This window comes from Psychrobacter fozii (assembly GCF_003217155.1).
GTDB classification, from domain to species: domain Bacteria; phylum Pseudomonadota; class Gammaproteobacteria; order Pseudomonadales; family Moraxellaceae; genus Psychrobacter; species Psychrobacter fozii.
Window position 1 is genome coordinate 94,384 of sequence record NZ_QJSU01000004.1, and the last position, 20,493, is coordinate 114,876.

Annotated in this window: 16 protein-coding genes; 9 read left to right on the plus strand and 7 right to left on the minus strand. The window is 43.1% G+C overall.

The annotated features are described in order from the left end of the window. Positions 1 to 28 precede the first annotated feature (28 nt). The 4 genes from DFP82_RS06520 to accC all read left to right on the plus strand — a co-directional run bounded on the left by DFP82_RS06520 (position 29) and on the right by accC (position 4,535). Positions 29 to 502, plus strand: coding sequence for an EVE domain-containing protein (locus tag DFP82_RS06520; protein WP_110922929.1), 474 nt, complete (start codon positions 29 to 31; stop codon positions 500 to 502). Between the two features lie 360 nt (positions 503 to 862). Then, positions 863 to 2,230: an MATE family efflux transporter gene (locus DFP82_RS06525; protein WP_110922930.1), complete on the plus strand. Its 1,368-nt coding sequence runs from the start codon at positions 863 to 865 to the stop codon at positions 2,228 to 2,230. A 358-nt stretch (positions 2,231 to 2,588) separates the two neighbouring features. Further along, positions 2,589 to 3,017, plus strand: a complete 429-nt coding sequence (accB, locus tag DFP82_RS06530; protein WP_110922931.1) for an acetyl-CoA carboxylase biotin carboxyl carrier protein — start codon at positions 2,589 to 2,591, stop codon at positions 3,015 to 3,017. A 156-nt stretch (positions 3,018 to 3,173) separates the two neighbouring features. Next, entirely contained in the window at positions 3,174 to 4,535 is a 1,362-nt protein-coding gene (gene accC, locus DFP82_RS06535) for an acetyl-CoA carboxylase biotin carboxylase subunit (RefSeq protein ID WP_110922932.1), read from the plus strand. A gap of 172 nt (positions 4,536 to 4,707) precedes the next feature. Here the strand turns inward: accC and DFP82_RS06540 are convergent, their stop codons facing one another. Together DFP82_RS06540 and leuA are read right to left on the minus strand one after the other, a co-directional pair. Further along, complete coding sequence (locus DFP82_RS06540) at positions 4,708 to 5,328, minus strand: hypothetical protein (protein ID WP_110922933.1); 621 nt, start codon at positions 5,326 to 5,328, stop codon at positions 4,708 to 4,710. A gap of 259 nt (positions 5,329 to 5,587) precedes the next feature. Then, the gene (leuA, locus tag DFP82_RS06545; protein ID WP_110922934.1) at positions 5,588 to 7,375 is read right to left on the minus strand and encodes a 2-isopropylmalate synthase; all 1,788 of its coding nucleotides are present in this window, start codon (positions 7,373 to 7,375) and stop codon (positions 5,588 to 5,590) included. Positions 7,376 to 7,592: 217 nt separating this feature from the next. On the opposite strand from leuA, the gene DFP82_RS06550 reads away from it, so the two are divergent. Then, the gene (locus DFP82_RS06550; protein WP_110922935.1) at positions 7,593 to 8,081 is read left to right on the plus strand and encodes an Lrp/AsnC family transcriptional regulator; all 489 of its coding nucleotides are present in this window, start codon (positions 7,593 to 7,595) and stop codon (positions 8,079 to 8,081) included. A gap of 300 nt (positions 8,082 to 8,381) precedes the next feature. Here DFP82_RS06550 and DFP82_RS06555 read toward each other — a convergent pair whose 3' ends face one another. From DFP82_RS06555 to DFP82_RS06570, 4 genes are all read right to left on the minus strand, one after another. Next, positions 8,382 to 9,695, minus strand: coding sequence for an ABC1 kinase family protein (locus tag DFP82_RS06555; RefSeq protein ID WP_110922936.1), 1,314 nt, complete (start codon positions 9,693 to 9,695; stop codon positions 8,382 to 8,384). A gap of 90 nt (positions 9,696 to 9,785) precedes the next feature. Further along, entirely contained in the window at positions 9,786 to 10,580 is a 795-nt protein-coding gene (locus DFP82_RS06560; RefSeq protein WP_110922937.1) for a HesA/MoeB/ThiF family protein, read from the minus strand. A 108-nt stretch (positions 10,581 to 10,688) separates the two neighbouring features. After that, a complete protein-coding gene (gene prmC / locus DFP82_RS06565; protein WP_110922938.1) occupies positions 10,689 to 11,585 on the minus strand; it encodes a peptide chain release factor N(5)-glutamine methyltransferase in 897 nt (298 codons plus the stop codon). Positions 11,586 to 11,645: 60 nt separating this feature from the next. Then, on the minus strand, positions 11,646 to 13,565 hold the full coding sequence (locus tag DFP82_RS06570) for an AmpG family muropeptide MFS transporter (RefSeq protein WP_110922939.1): 1,920 nt from the start codon (positions 13,563 to 13,565) through the stop codon (positions 11,646 to 11,648). An 801-nt stretch (positions 13,566 to 14,366) separates the two neighbouring features. Between DFP82_RS06570 and katG the strand changes: the two genes are divergently transcribed. From katG to DFP82_RS14695, 4 genes are all read left to right on the plus strand, one after another. Next, positions 14,367 to 16,544 carry a catalase/peroxidase HPI gene (katG, locus tag DFP82_RS06575; protein ID WP_110923093.1) on the plus strand — a complete coding sequence of 726 codons (2,178 nt, stop codon included), beginning with the start codon at positions 14,367 to 14,369 and terminating at the stop codon, positions 16,542 to 16,544. A 338-nt stretch (positions 16,545 to 16,882) separates the two neighbouring features. Continuing rightward, positions 16,883 to 17,809 (plus strand): LysR substrate-binding domain-containing protein, encoded by a 927-nt coding sequence (locus tag DFP82_RS06580; protein ID WP_110922940.1) that lies wholly within the window; start codon positions 16,883 to 16,885, stop codon positions 17,807 to 17,809. A gap of 328 nt (positions 17,810 to 18,137) precedes the next feature. Then, a complete protein-coding gene (locus DFP82_RS06585; RefSeq protein WP_110922941.1) occupies positions 18,138 to 19,139 on the plus strand; it encodes an LLM class flavin-dependent oxidoreductase in 1,002 nt (333 codons plus the stop codon). A 48-nt stretch (positions 19,140 to 19,187) separates the two neighbouring features. Beyond that, a complete protein-coding gene (locus tag DFP82_RS14695) occupies positions 19,188 to 19,334 on the plus strand; it encodes a hypothetical protein (RefSeq protein WP_181416262.1) in 147 nt (48 codons plus the stop codon). 90 nt (positions 19,335 to 19,424) lie between these two features. Here DFP82_RS14695 and DFP82_RS06590 read toward each other — a convergent pair whose 3' ends face one another. Further along, entirely contained in the window at positions 19,425 to 20,456 is a 1,032-nt protein-coding gene (locus DFP82_RS06590) for an ornithine cyclodeaminase family protein (protein ID WP_110922942.1), read from the minus strand. Between the last annotated feature and the right edge of the window lie 37 nt (positions 20,457 to 20,493).

Below are 20,493 nucleotides of genomic sequence, written 5' to 3' on the forward strand. Positions count from 1 at the left end.
AAACCATAATAATTAACAGGATAAAAATATGGCTTACTGGTTGATGAAATCTAATCCAAAGTTTTTTGGTATTGATGATTTGCAACGTCTAAAAACGGATCGTTGGGATGGCGTACGTAATTATCGTGCGCGCAACTTTATGCGCGATGACATGAAAGTCGGTGACCAAGTAATTTTTTATCATTCTAGCGCCAAACCATCAGGCGTGGCTGGCATCATGACTATTAGCAAAGCGGGCTATCCTGATCCCACCCAGTTTCATCCTGAACATCGCCACTACGATCCTATTGCAACCGAAGATGAGCCACGCTGGTATATGGTAGACGTCGAATTTGAGCAGGCCTTTACCGATGTCATACCACTACTAGATCTTAAGTTTTTACCCGCGCTTGAAGATTCATTGTTACTCAGAAAAGGCTGTCAGCAGTTAACGGTCATTCCGCTAGAGCCAAAGCATTGGCAAGCAATTATGGACATGGCAGAGACGCTGGATCTCATATAAAAGGTCATGTTTTTCTTTCTTTACATTTCTTTATAGTTGTCTTGTATCCACCATCATTGCTCGCCTCTGAAACATTGACATTACAGCCTAGCTTCTTTACCATCTTATTTATTTATGACCTGTCAATCTACCCTTTGGATTGACGGGTTATTTTTATTTTAGTGCCGTCACTTTTTTTCATACTCTATGTATCTACTTAGGCAACATTATAGGCTTGCTCATATTATTTATCGGAGTATTATCGTCGGCACTATCCTTATCTCATTGTTTCGTTTTATCTCCCTGTCTCGCTATTAGTTTATTGATGGCAGGTTTTGCTCGTTCCTAATAAATACCGTAAAGAATAAAAAGTTGCTCACTATGGTTTTCCCATTATCCTTTAGAGATTTTAAAAGCTACAGCTTACGCTTAGGTGTGCTCGCGCTACCTATTCTGATTACTCAGTTTTGCCAAGCGGCACTTGGTGTAGTCGATGCTATTATGGCAGGTCAAGTCTCTGCGCTCGATTTGGCTGCTGTTGCCGTTGGTTCTGGTATTTGGCTGCCATTATTTTTATTAGCCACTGGTATTTTAATTGCTACCACACCGCTCATTGGTGAGGCAATTGGTCAAAACAAGCATGACCAAGTGCCTCATATCACGCAGCAATCCTTATGGACTGCTGGTGTCATTGGTATTATTGGCTTTATTGTAGTTAATTTGGCCCCAAACGTACTTGGAATCATGGGGGTGCCTGAAAACATCCAGCCAATCGCCACACAGTATTTGCATGGTGTATCGTTTGGTTTCCCTGCACTGGCTGTCTATGCCGTCCTACGCAGTTATTGCGAAGCGCTTGGGCGACCTGAGCCTGTCACCGTCATTAGTATCATTGGTCTATTGGCAGATATTCCGCTTAACTATATTTTTATTCATGGTTTATTCGGTATGCCTGAGATGGGCGGCGCAGGCTGCGGTGTCGCGACGGCCTTAGTATTATGGATAAATGTATTACTACTTGCGGCTTATACCAGCTTCACTAAACGACAGCAGTTTGCCAGCACACGGTTTTTTTATGGTTTTGCCAGTCCCAATCGTGAACAGATCAAAAAACTGCTGAAATTGGGTATTCCAATTGGTATCTCGATATTTTTTGAAGCAAGCCTATTTAGCTTAGGTGCCCTAGTTATCAGTCCCTTAGGTGAGATAGCAACAGCATCGCATCAAGTAGCATTGGCGGTAACCTCTCAGCTGTTTATGATACCCATATCAGTCGCCATGGCGCTGACTATTATGATATCCAATCGCTTCGGCGAAAAAAACCTACTGGCATTACGACAAGTACAAGCCACAGGGCTGATTTGGACCGTATTGATTGCATTGACTTGTATGCTTGGCATATGGCTGTTTAGACCACAACTGGCAGCAGCATTTACTGACAACCCAGTGGTCAGAGCACAAGCCATGCACTTGCTCATCTTCGCATTGGCTTATCAGTTATTTGATGGCTGGCAAGTCAACATTGCTGGGATATTACGCGGCATGCAAGACACGACCATACCAATGTGGGTCACGCTATTTTGCTATTGGTTAGTCGCTCTACCGCTCGGCATTTACTTGGTGCGTTTCACTGACGTTGGCGCCCAAGGGTTTTGGATGGCATTAATCACAGGGTTGTTTTTATCGTCTATTCTACTGACGCTGCGACTACGCTATCAACAGAGACGCTTAACGGCAAAGTGGGCTTAATAGACTATCTAAACCATGTTTATCTAACATATAGTTGATTCAAACAATTTCGATACAAGGAAGCTGAGTGCAAGTTATACATTAGTATGGTTAGTGAGGATGACGATGTAGCGGATTTATATGGATTTGACTATAGTATCTGGTAACCATCACTGGCGCTATATGGTCACATAGACTATGATAAATCATTGAGCATTTCTTACGCATAACATATGCGTACGTCATAATATGTAAAAAATCTCAGTTAACAACTGTACATCGATTGCTCATTGACGTGAATATAGGTATCATTAGCAATTATCTGCACAATATTTAGTTACACTATTTCTCGAATTTAGTACAAGGCAAAATTAAAACTATGGATATTGAAAAAATACGCACTCTGATCGCACTCATGGAAGAAAGTGAACTGGTTAATTTAGAAATCAGCTCAGACGACGAACACATTAGTTTGACTCGTCACTATGATGCCCCTGCACCAACGATGATGGCTGCTCCTACTGCGAGCGCGGCTCCCATTGCTGCCGAAGCAAAACCTGCGGTAAAAGCTGGTAGCGTTGAGACATCACCAATGGTTGGCGTTTACTATTCAGCGCCTAGCCCTAATGACCCACCTTTCATCAAGGTTGGACAAAAGGTACAGGCTGGTGACACGCTCGGTATCATTGAAGCCATGAAAATCATGAATCCGCTTGAGGCAACTCAAAGTGGCGTCATTGACGAAATCTTAGTCGATAATTCTGAAGTAGTACAGTTTGGCCAACCTATCGTACGCTACAAAGCATAACGATAACTTTCGCCACACTTTATCTCATTATGATTGAGACCTCGTTACCATTTGGCATCTGAGTTTGAGTTATGGTGCATTAACTATAATAACTTAGCGTCACGATGCCAAAATAGCGACTCTATCAATGACTGCCGCTTCGACAAGGATGACCCCATGATAAAAAAACTGCTCATCGCCAATAGAGGTGAGATTGCCCTACGTATCGTTCGAGCGTGTAAAGCGCTTGGCATAGAGACCGTCGGTGTCTATTCCACGGCTGATGCCAACTTGATGCACTTGCGTTTTGTTGATGAGGCAATCTGTATTGGCAAACCCAATGCCAATCAAAGCTATCTTGATATCAATACTATTCTAACTGCTGCTGAAATCACTGGTGCCGATGCCATTCATCCTGGCTATGGTTTTTTATCAGAGAATGCTGAATTCGCTGAACAAGTTGAAGAAGCAGGTTTGACTTTTGTTGGTCCTAATGCTGATCATATTCGCTTAATGGGCAATAAAGTTTCTGCTATTAATGCCATGAAAAAAGCAGGTGTGCCTACCGTACCCGGTTCTGTTGGTGCTGTGACGCTACATAATGCCGAAGAACAAGCGCGCAATATCGGCTTTCCCCTATTGATCAAAGCAGCTTCTGGCGGCGGTGGTCGCGGTATGCGTGTCGTTGAGCGCTTTGAAGAAGTGATCGGACAAGTACAAGCCGCCAAACAAGAAGCTGAGCTGTGGTTTGGCGATGATACGGTCTACATGGAACGCTACCTACAAAACCCGCGCCACGTAGAAGTACAGGTACTTGGTGACGGTAACGGTAACGCTATCCATCTATATGACCGTGATTGCTCATTACAACGTCGTCATCAAAAAGTGCTAGAAGAAGCCCCTGCACCGGATATCCCTGATGACGTACGCGAGCCTATTTTAAGAGCCTGTGTCAAAGCGTGCGAGCTCGTAAAATATCGCGGAGCGGGAACTTTTGAGTTTTTATTTGAAAATAACGAGTTCTTCTTTATTGAAATGAATACTCGTGTACAGGTTGAACATCCTGTAACCGAAATGATTACTGGTATTGATGTGGTCGTTGAGCAGCTTAAGATTGCAGCTGGTTACGGCTTGTCTTATCGTCAAAGCGAAATTGAAATCCAAGGCCATGCGATTGAATGTCGTATCAATGCTGAAGATGCTGCGACCTTTGTGCCTTGCCCTGGCACCGTTAGTCAATTGTTTGCGCCAAGTGGCTCAGGTGTGCGTTTTGACTCGCATCTATATCCTGGGTATGAGATACCGACTTATTATGATTCATTGATCGGTAAGCTTATCTGTCATGGTCAAACACGTCAGCAAGCGATATCTAAAACGTTGCATGCACTCGATGAATTAGTGATTGAAGGTATCAAAACCAATATACCGCTACATCGTGATGTGATTTTGGCAGATGATAACTTTGTTCATGAAGCGCAAAATATTCATTATCTTGAAAGAGAGCTTTTGACTGCGAATAAAGAAAAAGCCAAGTCATAAGTTATTCAACTGGTTCAGAACCTAAAAAACCGCTATCTAAATAGATAGCGGTTTTTTTATTTGTATAAGTAATAGAGTTAGGCGAAGTGATTCATGCTAGATAGCTATATGGTGATGCATATAGCCATATGTAGAAATCGATGAGCGGTGATAGATGATAAACACCTGACCTCTATGGCAACACTTTATGAAAATTCATAAAACATTCCTTTCCTTCAGGATCTGCACACCACTGCATCTGATTACCATCGTGATTCAAAAAAGCAATCAAGGCTTCACCAGTCTGGTCAACTTGATTACCAGAGCAGTCTATTTCATTATTGTCAGAGACCGTTCTAATCGCAATGACTGGTAGCCCTTCCTCTCGGTGCGTGACCAGATAACGACTGTAAGTCCGCTCTTTACCACTCACTGCCCACATCTCATTGTCAGCCCCAAAATTATACAACTCGCGGCACTGATTTGGCTTTTTCGCAGATGCGCTCAATGTTGTATTCATATTAGGCTTGATATCAAAAACACGATTTTCACTTTGCGAGAAAATACCGCCCTCTGTACTAGCCATTACTTTAGGTTCAGTACTTTCTGCCTGTTGGGGAGATTTCAGCGTATCTTGCTCCGCTTTGGCTTCTTTTGTCATCGTAATTGGACTATCTAAGTCGATCTCCCATTGTCCTGCAATAGCTGGACTAATATGGGTAGTAATGGTCGGCTTAGTGATAATTTCACCATTCGCTGGCACTGAAGCCAGAATAGATGCCAATGTCACTGAAGCAAAGGATAGAGGTTCCATGATTAACCTTATGTTTATATTAATATTATAATAGTTACTATATACATTAGCGTAAGTCTTAGACACCAAAAACACAAGTAATATTATGCTATTGGTCTTAGCACGCTAAGCAGCTCAAATATAGACTGTGTTGCAGTAGCACGCTCTAAAATGGCTTTTCTTTTTCTTATGCAAAAAAATAACACCACCCCTTTACTTGCTATAAATAAGCAAGAAGCGATGATGTTATTTGTTATCTTAAACTTAATGTCTTTTAGTATTAAGCAGTAGTCACAGTACCAAGTGCTTGTGCAAAGGCTGATAGTGCGCCTTTTAGCATGGCTGACACGGTGCTACTACAAGTACCAATACCTGAGTACACCTCACCATCGACATTTAGCTGAATGTAAGCTGCTGCGTTGGCATTGGTTTTGTTATCACGATTGGTGTCATCGTCGATGCCATCACCGCTATTGTGCTGCGGATTGATCGCATGTTCAGCATAATTGATAACATGTATCGACTTGCCTGTATGCTGAGCAAGACCATCGATGAATGATGACAATGGACCGTTACCCGTACCATCAATATTGATGGTTTCGCCATTCATTTGTACTTGACCGTCAAAGCACACTTCACCCGCTTTATTATTGACACTATAATCTAATAGCTCAAACTCACCTTGCTGTAGATAGGTGTTTTCAAAGGTCTGTAAAATCTCGTCATTTTGCAATTCACGTGCTGCACTTTCAGCTTGCTTTTGTACCACACCACTAAAGTCAATTTGCATCCAACGCGGTAAGTTAAAGCCATAATTACGCTGCAAGATATAAGCGACCCCGCCCTTGCCCGACTGACTGTTGATACGTACCACGTCTTGATAGCTACGGCCAATATGTGCCGGATCAATCGGCAAGTAAGCCACATCCCACACGTTGTCTGTTTCGTCTTGATGCTTTTCATTATAGTCGAGAGATTTTTTGATGGCATCTTGATGCGAGCCACTGAAAGCCGTAAATACTAGCTCACCGACATAAGGATGACGCGGATGCAAAGGCAAATTATTACATTCGCTAACGACCTGAACGATTTCACTCATATTACTAAAATCAAGATCCGGATCGATACCTTGGCTAAACAAGTTCATTGCCATGACCATGATATCCATGTTACCAGTACGCTCGCCATTACCCAATAACGTCCCTTCGATGCGATCCGCGCCAGCCAATACACCCAATTCAGCAGCAGCAACCGCACAGCCACGGTCATTATGCGTATGCAAGCTGACAATCACGTGCTCACGCTGGGCAAGATGACGGCAGAAATACTCAACTTGATCAGCGAAGACGTTAGGCATAGACGCTTCAACCGTCGCTGGTAAGTTAAAGATTACTTCTTGGCCATGTTGTGGTTGCCATACGTCACAGACTGCATCACAGACTTCTACTGCATATTCAGTCTCTGTTTGGCTAAAGCTTTCTGGTGAATACTGAAAAACCCATTCTGTCTCAGGATATTTCGCGGCATATTGCTGCAATAGCTTGGCGCCTGTGATAGCAATCTCTTTAATTTCAGCTTTGTCTTTGCCATAGACTTTTTCACGTTGAATGCGGCACGTTGAGTTATACACGTGGACAACAGCACGCTTTACACCTTTTAATGATTCAAAAGTACGAGCAATTAAATGCTCACGAGCTTGTACCAAAACTTGCAAAGTCACATCGTCAGGCACATGGTTTTCTTCAATAAGTTTACGAGCGAAATCGAACTCAACTTGCGCAGCTGATGGAAAACCAATTTCAATCTCTTTAAAACCCACATCGACTAGGGTTTCAAAAAAGCGCATTTTTTGTTCGATAGTCATCGGATCAATCAGTGCTTGGTTACCATCACGCAGATCCACACTTGCCCATATCGGTGATTTCTCAATTGTTTTGCTCGGCCAAGTACGATCTGGCAACGATGGTGCAAATGCAAATGGACGATATTTTTTATAATCAAACGCGGCATTTTTGGGTGTAACCTTTGCAGTCGTAGCGGCTACAGTGCGTGTGGCTTGGTCAGACATAATCAATCCTTAGAAAGTATGGGAATTTATGTTGTAGCTAAATGGTTGATGACTAGGTCAATCTTTCTCATACGAGATAACCAATGTTTATGTCATTATAATATCAAAGTTTGCAAGATAGAAATCGGCTTTGTTTTATATAATTTTAGGTTTTTTTAGTGGAAAAGTTTACATTGATAAGTATAATTAGATGAATTCACTAATAAGGTCATAAATTATGCCAAGTAGCCCTTTTGATAGCACCTCTTTGGCTGATATAGATGAGACCGATAGACAATTATTACGCTTATTGCAGACTCAGGCACGTATGAGCATCACAGAGCTTGCTGAACACGTGAACCTTTCAGCCACGCCTTGTGCTCGCCGTATCAAACGCTTAGAAGATGCTGGCGTTATCACTGGCTATTACACCAAAACGGATGCGCAAAAGCTTGGCTACCCGCTGGCCGTGTTCATTGCTATCAGTATGGATCGTCATACTGCCGAGCGCTTTGAACAGTTTGAATCTAAAATACAGAGCTTTGATGAAGTCATTAGCTGCAGTATTGTCACAGGACGTTCTGAAGACTATCTCATCAAAGTCAGAGTACGTGACATGGCGCATTACGAGGAGTTTTTATTGCATAGATTGAATCGTATCGAAGGCGTTGCCCAAGTACATACCAGTTTTGAGTTACGAGAGGTGTTTAGTCGTAGCGTGGTGTAAACAACTACTGCTCAATTCATGAGTAAGCACAGGCAGCATAGGAAAAGACAGCTTTTAAAGGACATCATCATAATAGAGCTGCTTTTCGGCAATAAACACAATCCTTTGTCGGCAATGAAAACAAAGCTCTCTGTATCAGGGTATGCAAATAATATCGGACGTATTGAGAGCACAGCGGTTGTATAGAATTGAGCAATGCCTGTCAACGACACTCTATACAACCTCGCATTAAAAGCGACAACATATTCAATATAGCTGATGAGGTTACATCCGTTTAATCGCGTCTAATACCACTTACTTTTATGCTTGCCCTAACATTTGCACACGCTGATCGCTAAACATATCCATATCTGGAGCTAGCGTACGCATGAACCGATCAAAATATAGCATCTGCTTGGTCAATAAGGCAAAGTCACGTGGGAAATGAATACCATGACGCTTACCTACTTCCACAATCTCAAGCATCATTTGATTCAGCTCATCGGCTTGTTCTTTACTATTAAAAGGTACGCCGCTCGTAAAGGCTCTGTCCTCTGCCATGATGGTCTTCATCATACGCTGTAGATCATCACCCAGTGCCACCACATCGACCTGATTGCCACCATGCGTCATCTCCATATCAATCATATGACGCGCCATTGCTTGATAGTCACTGTCTTGCATGGCCTGCATCATGCCCATACACGCACGCCAGCTTTCCGCTTTTAGCTTACCTACGATACCAAAGTCTAAAAATCCAATGCGGCCATCAGTCAATAACATCAAATTGCCCGCATGCAAATCCGCATGAAAACTATTGCACAGCATCAAACTAGCAAACCATGTGTTCAATGTATCTGCCATAACTTGTGCAGGATCAGCACAGTACTGACGCATGAGCGACTCATCGACCATAGAGACACCATACAAGCGACTCATGGTCAGTACACGCTTAGTGGTCAACGCTTCATATACGGTCGGAGCCACCACACGAGTATTGCCTGATACGGCTAAGAACTGCTGAAAGTCACGGATATTCTGCGCTTCAGCGATAAAATCTGTTTCTGCTAGCATACGCAGACGAATCTCATCGATAATTGGCGCAATACTGGCAAACTTCATCGATGGCATAAGGATTTCAAGTAATTTGGTCACGCCATGCAATACGCCCAAATCCGTCTGCATGATGGTCTCAACGTTAGGCTTTTGCACCTTTAACACCACTTCATCGCCATTGTGCAAGCGTGCAGCATGCACTTGGGCAATAGACGCTGAAGCCAATGGCTCTGAGTCGATATAGGCAAACTTGTCATCCAGTGTCATGCCGTCAACCGCCAATTCCTCTGTCAAAACCTGCTCGATATAAGCATAAGACAATGGCGTGGTTTGATCTAAGCAGCTTTGAAAAGCTTTTACGTATTCGCGTGGAAATAAAGACGGTGTGCTAGCGATGAACTGACCAATCTTGATATAAGTCGTACCTAATTGCTCAAATGTTTCTTTTAATAGCATCGCGTCGGGCTTTTCCCCTCTCGCGACTCTGAGCGCTGACAGACCAGCGACACTCGCTGTTTGGCGAACACGATTGACAACATTGAACGTATGTTTTAATAAATGTGGACGGTGAATTTTCATAAGAAACAACTATGGTCATAAAAAGGATGTGGGAAAATAGACGGTAATATATGCAGATGAGCCAAGTAGCCACTAACTCATATCTACTGATTAATGATTGCTACAGATAGGACACTCTGCATCTTGGCGATAGCCCATTAGCCGTTGTTGCATTTGGCTACCATCCCATATGAGCAGCTTATTTGTCAGTGGATTTTTGGTTAATCCAAGGTATTGCAGGGCGGCATTGGCTTGCAAATTTCCCATAATCGCAGTCGTACTAGCAAGCACACCTGAGTTGGCACAAGTACGCTCATCAGATTCTGTATCACTCACCACCGAACCAAACACGCAATGATAGCAACCCGTGTTTAACTGTGGCTCATACAGAGCTAACTGCCCTTGCATCGCAATTGCCGAAGCAGACAACAATGGAATCTGATAACGCACACTAATACGATTGATCACATCACGTGTGGCAAAATTATCAGTACAGTCTAAGAGTAAATCAGGCTTACCGGTCGCCATATCAAGTAACTCATAAGCATTGTCTTCATTCAAACGTGCCACCGTGCCGCGAACAGTAATTAAAGGATTGATCTTCTCTAACATCTGCGCCGCTGCTATCGCTTTAGGCTTACCGATATCTTCAGGTAAAAACAATGTCTGACGCTGTAAATTACTGGCCTCAATCTCATCGTCATCGATTAGGTGGATGTGCCCAAGTCCCGCCCGCACTAGCGTCTCAGAAGCAGGACAACCTAGACCGCCCGCACCTATCATGACCACACGAGACGACTTCAAGCGTATTTGAGCATCGATATCCCAGCCATCGAGTAATACCTGCCGTGCATAACGCAGCAGCTCATCATCCGATAACTGCGCTGTCTCTAATGAATCTGCCATATTTAGCCCTTATCCACTACTGTCTAAAATCTATTCTCAAACAAAAAAACCAACACTAAACAACTCAGTAAGCGGTTCAGTACAATATCTGTTTACTGAATCTATCTATTAAATTTGCCCTAGTGTCACACGATCATTATCACCGTAGTCTTTTACCGTATGAACAGACTCAAAGCCATTATCCAGAAACAGCTGTCGAACAGCCAATCCTTGGTCAAAACCATGTTCAATCGCTAATAAGCCGCCTACACGCAAGTATCGTGATGCCCTCTGGGCGATATGTTCGATATCAGCCAGTCCATGATTGGGGGCACTTAATGCGCTAATAGGTTCAGCGACTAAACGAGCCAAGTGCTCATCTTCTTCATCGATATAAGGAGGATTAGAGACAATCACATCAAACAACTGACCGTTATCAGTGGACAGACTGTCGTACCAGCTACTCTGTATAAAATCAATATCAGCAACATGATTGGCTGCCGCATTATACTGTGCGACTTTTAGTGCGTCTAATGACAAATCAACCGCCACCACTTGCCAGCCATCTGATGTACTGCCAATATTACCTTGCTGCAGCTCATGTGCCAGACTAATCGCAATACAGCCTGAACCGGTACCCAAGTCAAGCAAACGATTCGGTTGATTATCACCTGCACGATTTGATTGCGTAGCTATCCAGCCCAATACTTGTTCAATCAACACTTCCGTGTCGGGTCTAGGAATCAACGTATGCTCATTAACAGTAAACGTCAGCGACCAAAACTCCTGCTGACCCGTCAAATACGCAAGCGGTATTCCCGCCTGCATCTTGGCAACACCTGCATTGAATTGCTCAAATTCGCTATCTGTTAGCTGATAACCTTCATCTGTCATCAACGCTATCGCAGGTTTACCAACGACATGCAACAGCCAATCCGTCAGCCAGAATGACGGTAGCTTGCTGTTTATAGCATCATTCATCAATTGCTGAATGTGCTGCTTCATCTGATGAATGGATACTGTCATAGGTAGCTCTTAAAAATAGTATATACGCATGGTGAATAAGGCAAAAACTAGCGCCACCCACTACTCTGTAGCACGTGGTGGCTCTTTGGTATCGGACAGACTTGGATTAGACTTAGTTAATTTATCCCCCATACCATTACTACTGTTTCCATCACTGTTGTCATCATCGCCATAAATGTCATCGTTGTCACCAATGACGATATGCTTATCAACAAAGTAAATCAGCGCCAGAATCGGAATACCTATCGCAAAGGTAAAAATGAAGAAAAATGGATAGCCCATATTATCGACGATAGCGCCTGAATATCCGCCCATTACTTTAGGGATCAACGTCATGAGTGATGAGAAAATAGCGTATTGTACTGCCGTAAAACGAATGGAGGTCAACGCTGATAAAAAAGCAATAAACACTGCACTGGCCAGTCCTGCTGCTAAGTTATCAAATATGACTGCAACATACATAAACGGCAAACTGCCTGGGTTGTAAGTTAGTATCACAAATAGCAAGTTAGTAGCACACGCAAGAATTGCGCCAATCATCATGGCATGCATCATACGAAAACGCTGTGCTAATAGCCCACCTAAAAACCCACCCGCAATCGCCATAATCACACCGACGAGTTTCACTGCATTGGCGATATCTGTTTTACTAAAGCCCATGTCTTGATAAAAGACGTTGGAGATCACGCCTGCCACAATGTCTGAAATACGATACAGGCCAATGAGTGCCAGTAATAAAAATGCCTTTTTACCATAGCGTCTAAAGAAATCTAAAATAGGCTCAACCCAAGTGGCCATCGCCACTTCTTTTTTGACCAACCCTACTTGTACAAGCGCATAACCTGCAGCCATCGCCACACCCAAGCTTATCAGCAGATGCAATGTTTCTACAAAGAAGCTAGAAAACGCGCCTTCGAACTCTGGAAATAATGGTCCAATCAAGACATAAGCCATGACAAACGCAACGACAGAGAATACAAATAGCAATACCAATCTTACGTAATCTTCGCGAGTTTCAGCAACTAATGGGGCTTTATTGATAATTTTAGGTTGGTTGATAATGAAGTACAACAGTAATAAAGGCGCACAAGCGACCAATGCCAAAAAGTAAAATTTAATCGCTGGCATGGCCATTAACGGTATCATCGCTATGGTACTGCTAAATACTTTATTGACCAAAATATTGATTAGATATATCAAACTAAAAATCAATCCCGGTATTAGTAGCAAACCAGAATAAATCAGAAATACTTTAAGATTGCTCTTTTGCTTTTTGTGTTGCAACGTCTCAGCCGTTGGCTCATAGCTGGCAAACGTGGTTAATACCCCTAACGTCATGACCCCTGCCATAATGTAGTAAGTATTACGCCATGCCTCATAACTATAAAAAGTCTCATTCGAGCCAAAAAAGTCAGCCAAATATAAAGCGCCTGCCCCAGCGACAATCATACCGATGCGATAACCTGACACATAAATAGAAGATAGAATCGACTGCATCGATGGCGGTGCCAACTCAATACGGTAAGCATCAATCACGATATCTTGTGTGGCAGAAGAGAAGCCCAACAGCACCGCAGCCCCTGCCATATAGACTAAAACGTCTTCACTAACAGGGTTTACATTTGCCATCAAAAAGATAGCCAATATGATAAGTAGCTGCGATACCACCATCCAACTACGGCGTCGGCCCAACCACTTGGTCAGAAATGGCACAGGGAGCGCATCGATTAATGGTGCCCATATAAACTTAAACGAATAGCCAAGTGCGGCCCAACTAAACATAGTCACGACGCTACGATCAATGCCAGCTTCTCTTAGCCATAAGGACAAGCTTGAGAAAATAAGCAGTATGGGAATACCCGCTGAAAAGCCCAAAAACAACATGATAATGACACGGGGGTCTAAATAAGCTTTTGCAGCCTCTCCCCATGATTTTTTGACAGCCGGTTGATTGGGTGGCACAGATTTGACAGCAGACATAATAACTCACCAACAATTCAGACAAAGAACACAACCGTGCACAATTTTTATCAATCTTTAGAATAAGTTACAAACGAAAGGATCGATAAAAATTGCTCTACGTTGCACTAATATTACGATTACAACAAAATTCAGTTATGGTACTTGAGAACCTTTATTTTGACTAGATGTTTTTGCATTAACTTATGGCCCGTGGCCTTTGTACAGTAGACTATCTTTCTAAGTAGTAACGCAAATGGTAGTAATATTTCACTAGGGTTAGTTTGGCTTTCTTTTTTCTTACTAGCACCCCTTTTTAAAGGGTTCTAATAATGGCATTATCAATGGGCAACATGTAATAGATAGGCAATATATAAACAAAAATGGAATGGATGCCTGCTTGGTAGGTTTGCCGTATGTTCAACCAGCTGTTATTAAACCAATAGTAATGAGCGATGGTACTAACAACGATTTTAATAAACAAAACATCAAACTTCTTATGATTGATAATTTAAAACATGTAATTCTTATATATTAGTTTTATAAATCTACTAAGTTTGGTTATGCTCTTTACATAAACAACGGTTACCAAGATTAACGGTTTGTTCTTTTCGATTATCACAACCCAGGAGTAATACCATGTCTGACTCAACCAATACTTCAACTGACAATAAAAACACAGCAGATAATAGCGGCTGTCCTGTAGATCATAAAGGCAGCAATACTGCATCAACCAATACCACCTATGATCAAGGTGATGGTCAAGGCCCAACGATCCATAGCGAAAACGTTGATAACTCGTACGAGCCTCAGCGTCCTAGCATGGGTGGCTGCCCAGTTATGCATCAAGCACATACTACCACTTCATCTGCTGCGACAGATTGGTGGCCAAACGCGCTTAATCTAGATATCTTACATCAGCAAGATTACAAAACAGACCCAATGGGTGCAGATTTTGATTACGCTAAAGCATTCAAACAGCTAGACTTAGAAGCAGTCAAAACTGATTTGAAAAATCTAATGACAGAATCACAAGAATGGTGGCCAGCAGATTGGGGTCATTATGGCGGGTTAATGATTCGTATGGCATGGCATTCTGCCGGCACCTATCGCCGCGCTGACGGCCGTGGTGGTTCGAATACTGGTAATCAACGCTTTGCCCCTCTAAACAGCTGGCCAGACAATGTCAACTTGGACAAAGCACGTCGTCTACTGTGGCCAGTCAAGAAAAAATACGGCAATAAACTATCATGGGCTGATTTGATGATTTTGGCAGGCAACATGGCTTATGAGTCTATGGGCTTCAAGACCTTAGGTTTCGCTGGTGGCCGTGCTGATATCTGGCATCCAGAAAAAGATATCTATTGGGGTTCTGAGCGTGAGTGGCTTGCCGCTACCAAAAACCGTTACGACAATGATGAAGAACGTGAATCATTAGAGAATCCTTTAGCCGCTGTGCAAATGGGCTTGATCTACGTCAATCCAGAAGGCGTCGATGGTAATCCTGACCCAATCAAAACGGCACAAGACATCCGTACTACGTTTGGTCGTATGTCGATGAATGACGAAGAGACGGTTGCTTTGACAGCGGGTGGTCACACCGTTGGTAAGTGTCACGGTAATGGCGATGCCAGTCTATTAGAAGATGAGCCAGAAGGCGCTGAGATCAAAGAGCAAGGCCTAGGCTGGCGCAACCCTAAAGGCACAGGTAATGCTGGCGATACAGTTTCAAGTGGTATCGAGGGCGCATGGACCACGAATCCAACCGAATGGAACTATGAGTATTTTGACCTATTGCTCAATCATGAGTGGGCATTAACGAAAAGCCCAGCAGGTGCGTGGCAATGGGAGCCAGTCGATATTAAAGAAGAAGATCGTCCTTTAGATGCGCATGACCCAAGTGTACGCCGTAACCCAATCATGACTGACGCTGATATGGCGATGATTAAAGATCCTATTTATCGTGAAATTTCAGAGAATTTCCACAATAACCCAGAGTACTTCGACGAAGTATTTGCAAGAGCTTGGTTTAAACTAACCCATCGCGATTTGGGACCAAAATCTCGCTACTTAGGTGCAGATGTACCATCAGAAGACTTCACGTGGCAGGATCCAATTCCAGAAGGTAATGCTGATCTGAGTACTGATGATATCGATCGCCTAAAAGCACAGATATTAGACAGTGACATTGATCATCGCGAGCTTATTATTACCGCATGGGATAGCGCTCGTACCTTCCGTGCTTCAGACTATCGCGGCGGTGCCAATGGTGCTCGTATCCGTTTAGCCCCGCAAAAAGACTGGTTAGGTAATGAGCCTGAGCAATTAGCACGCGTACTTGTAGCGCTTACGACTATTCAAACGAACTTTGATAAAGAAGTAAGCATAGCGGATCTAATCGTATTGGCTGGTAATACCGCCATTGAAAAAGCCGCAGCTAATGCAGGTGTTGAGATTGAAGTACCATTCAATGCGGGTCGCGGTGATGCTAGCGACGAGATGACAGAAATCGAAAGCTTCTCTGATCTTGAGCCTATACATGACGGTTACCGTAACTGGATTAAAGGTAGCTATGTGGTCTCTCCTGAAGAGATGCTATTAGATCGTACTCAGCTAATGGGTCTAACTGCTCCTGAAATGGTGGTGTTGGTCGGTGGTATGCGTGTCCTTGATACCAACTATGCTCAAAGCCAACAAGGCGTCTTCACTGAGCGTGCAGGTACGCTTAGCAATGACTTCTTCGTGAATTTGACTGACATGAGCTACACTTGGAATCCTATCAAAACGGATAATAATGAAGCCACGACACTATACGAATTACGTGAGCGCGCTACTGGTAACGTGAAATGGCAAGCCAGCCGTGTCGACCTCGTATTTGGATCTAACTCTATCCTACGCGCTTATGCTGAGCTCTACGCACAAGATGACAACTTAGAGAAATTCGTTAAAGACTTCGTTAATGCTTGGAACAAAGTCATGAATGCAGATCGTTTCAGCTAGAGGCAGCCGCAAATCGTATCATTATTGAAGTTGTAAGCTAAGACAGTCATCGAAAGGTGGCTGTTTTTTATGTTTGTATCATATTATCTTAGGGTATGTCCTCATTTCAAGGATCAACAACCCGCTGACAAAAGATGCTATGAATACCTTTAGAGATTCAAAAACAACTTCCAATACATATTCTTTATACTTATATTCCAAAAATATATAAATAGATATCTATTTAGTATATACAAGAATAACCACTTTGTTTTACACTGTTCTCTTACTATATATTGATACATTTTTATTTTATGTATACGGACAGGGTTTGTATATTTATATAACAGGACTAAGTTATGGCAATCGATGTAGTGGTCAATCAGCGACATTTACAGATTCAGCTCAAGCAGCTGGAAACAGTATGGCATACAGTGATTAATGGCTATAACTTAAGTCAAGCAGCGACCGTGCTACATACCAGCCAATCAAGTCTGTCAAAGCATATTGCGGCGCTTGAAAATCAGCTAAAGACTGAGGTTTTTGTGCGTCAAGGCAAACGCCTGACAGGTCTGACGACGATGGGCACAGCGCTCATGCCTCACATTGAGTCTATCTTCGCTGAAATTCGTACCATTGAAAATCTTAGTCTTGATTTTAATAACCCAAATATCGGCACATTGACCATTGCCACTACTCACACGCAGGCACGTTATGTATTGCCGCAAGTGGTAAAAGAGTTTAAAGAGCGCTTTCCAAAGGTCAATCTAATCTTACAACAGGCAGATCCAGAGACCATCGCCCAGATGGTTATTCGCGGGCAAGCCGACATTGGTATCGCAACCGAGTCTTTGCTACACAATAACTATCTACGCTGTTATCGCTATTATGATTGGACGCATCGGGTCATCGTACCAAGCGACCATGAACTTGCCAATCAAGAGTCTATTGATTTACCGACTCTGGCTAGCTATCCGATCGTGACCTATCACGGCGGCTTTACTGGACGTGGTGCGATTGACAAAACGTTTGAAGAAGCAGGACTAGAGCCAGATATCGTGCTAGCAGCACTTGATGCCGATGTTATTAGTACTTACGTTGGTCTGGGTTTAGGCATTGGTATTATCGCAGAGATGGCGTTTGAGCCAAGTCATTATCAGAACTTGACCGCGATACCAGTCGATCATTTTGGTCGCTTTACCAGTTGGATGGCAGTACGTGATGATGCAGAAATTCGTCAATACGGTCGCGCCTTTATGGAATTGTGTCAAAAGCAGTTTAGTTAAAAGCTACCTTAGCTAAGAAGCGTTGTTGATTCAAAAGACAAATTGGCTAACATTTCTATTCATACAAAATTCGACCGCACCCTTGTCACTAGATAAGGGTGCGGTTTGCTTTTCATACTGCCATTTCTGTTAAGAACTGACTCTCAATCTTCTCCTCTTGTATTCATATCACATTATTAAGATTTGTTATCGTCTCCATCTCTGACCTTTATATTCAGTAGAACTGCCCCATCATGTTAAGGGTCAAGCACCCAACGTTTTTTATAAGCAGCCTATAAGACTGTCAGAAAAACAATGAATGCTTTTAAACTGACCAAACAGGTGATTTATGAGTAAAACCATTCCCTTATCTTTTTTAGACCTCGCCCCCGTACCTCAAGGCAAAACCATCGCTGAAGGTATTGCCCAGACCGTTGACACTGCACAGCAAGCAGAAAAATTCGGTCTGAACCGTTACTGGATGGCCGAGCATCACAACATGCCCGGTATTGCTAGTGCGGCAACTTCAGTACTATTGGCTCATATTGGCAGTCAAACCAAGCGTATACGTATCGGTGCAGGCGGTGTCATGCTACCCAACCATGCGCCACTCGTCATCGCTGAGCAATTCGGCACTTTGCAAGCATTGTATGGCGATCGCGTAGATTTGGGTCTAGGCCGTGCACCCGGTACTGATGGTGCTACTTTTCAGGCATTACGCCGACAAATGAAAGATGCGGAGCGTTTCCCGCAAGACGTACAAGAATTGATGTACTTCTTAGGTAATGATACAGATGGCAGTGCTGTGCAAGCGTTCCCTGGAGCAAAATCAAACATTCCTATTTGGATATTAGGGTCGTCTCTCTTTGGAGCGACGCTGGCTGCACATTTTGGACTGCCTTATGTATTTGCCTCTCACTTTGCCCCGCAAATGCTTGAGCAAGCAATTACCGCTTATCGTGAGCAGTTCAAGCCATCCGCTTATTTAGACAAGCCTTATGTCATGTTAGCCGCGAACTTGTTACTGGCAGATGATGATGCGACTGCACAGTATCACTTTACTTCAGCGCAGCAAAGCTTTGTACGCTTGCGCCGTGGTGAAACAGGTCAAATGCCAAAGCCTACTCACGATATGGATAGCATCTGGAGTCAAGCAGAAAAAATGATGGTAGATAATGCATTGTCAGTATCGTTCATCGGCTCTGTCGAAACCGTCAAACCAAAACTTGCTGCATTTCTCGCACAATATGAGCCAGATGAGCTGATTGTGACTGCCAACATCTATGATCAGGCAGCTCGTTTGCGTTCACTTGAACTTACATCTGAGCTAAACTTGTTTACTTTACAATGATATAGGACAATTGCATAATTATTGATAAACCCTAATAAGACAAGTGCTATGGAAACTTCTACTTTGATTGGTTCATCGATATTTTTGTACATTGTCGCGTTTCTCGCCGTGATGGTCGTTGGCGGTTATTTGACGTACCGCACTAGCCCAAAACGCAAGCAGCGTAGAGAAGACAAACGCAATAAAAAAATTTGAATTCATAAAAAAAGCCTCCTTCTCTTATTTGAAAAGGGGGCTTATTTAATTTCGCGAATCATCATTTATCATTTTAAATGATAAGCAGTTTTACCAATCTACTGAAGAACCTAGACTCTGTTGTTGGGCTTGTTTTGCCACATATAATGCAACTGCCGCATCGAAACTGGCCGCACCAACCGATTTAAATAGCGTAATACCTTTATCGCTCTTAGCACTTTCTTGTTTTGGTGCTGCTGTGACTAGCGCTTGCAAGTCACCGCTCAGGTCATCCCATACCCACGTACAGTCATCGCTGTCATGCGCCTGAATTAAGTCACCCGCTTCGTGATGGCTGCCAGCCAAATCATCCACGATGACCATCTTACTATTAGCGATAACATCATTACTTATCTCTTTCATCGAAGGCTGATAGGCCCCGACTGCATTGATATGTACGTCAGATTTTATTTGAGCAATGCTAAATAAACCTTCTGTGGCTCGGGTTGCTACATTAATAACATCTGCATCATGGACGGCATCGTCTAACGCTTCGCAGACCTGAATATCTACATTCCATTGGGCATAATCACGGGCAAAACGCGTTTTAAATTGCTGTGCACCTTCATGATTCCTATTCCATAAATACACCGTTTTAATCTCTGGACATACCGTTAGCACTGCATGCAATTGCTCATAAGCCATGCCGCCACAACCAACCACTGCGACACTCTGGCAATCGGCTTTTGCCATATACTTAGTCGCGATACCTGACAATGCGGCGGTACGTACCTGCGTAATATAGATGCCGTCCATAACTGCTAATATAGCGCCAGTATCGTTATTCGATACGGTAACAATAGCTGTAGTCGTTGGCATGTCGCGACTGGGATTATCAGGACAGATAGTCACTAGCTTTACGACCGTGTATTCGTTCTCACCATCATACATCGTGGCTGGCATAGATAAATGTGAGCCTGAACGATGACTATCAGAATCAGTAAAGGTACTTATCACCAAACGCTCAGGAGATTTAATCCAATTAGGATGTGCTGCTTGCTGATGTAACAATGTCTCAATCGCATCAATGGCTGCCTGCATATTAAGGTGTTCCGTCACGACTGCTTTATTTAACAATTGCACTTTTAATGCTCCTACTTATGAATTTATTATTTAACTC